Origin of the sequence: Klebsiella sp. K47, from assembly GCF_051858335.1 — a bacterium.
Lineage (GTDB): Bacteria > Pseudomonadota > Gammaproteobacteria > Enterobacterales > Enterobacteriaceae > Klebsiella > Klebsiella pneumoniae.
In genome coordinates this window covers 1-210 of the sequence record NZ_JBPYUI010000580.1, presented here as the reverse complement: position 1 = coordinate 210, position 210 = coordinate 1, and the positions used below count along the sequence as shown (strand labels likewise).

1 protein-coding gene is annotated in these 210 nt (G+C 65.2%); it reads left to right on the top strand.

Features of this window, described 5'->3' with window-relative positions; all coding sequences use genetic code 11:
* Positions 1 to 210 (top strand): YbfB/YjiJ family MFS transporter (locus RRF55_RS29305; RefSeq protein WP_439419499.1); only part of this gene is annotated, 210 nt, incomplete at both ends.

The window sequence follows — 210 nt, the reverse complement described above, 5'->3', positions numbered from 1 at the left end:
GCGCGACCTTCATCGTCGCCATCCTGGTGCAGACCCCTGCCTTCGCCGGCCACGGCAGTTGGGTGTGGGTGCTGGTCGGCCTCACCGCCATCCCCTCGACGTTTGCCTGGGACCGGCTGTCAAACCGGCTCGGCCTGATCCGTGCATTGATGCTCGCGTATGCATTGCAGGCCACGTCCTTCGTATTGCCCTTGCTGGATGGCGGGCTGT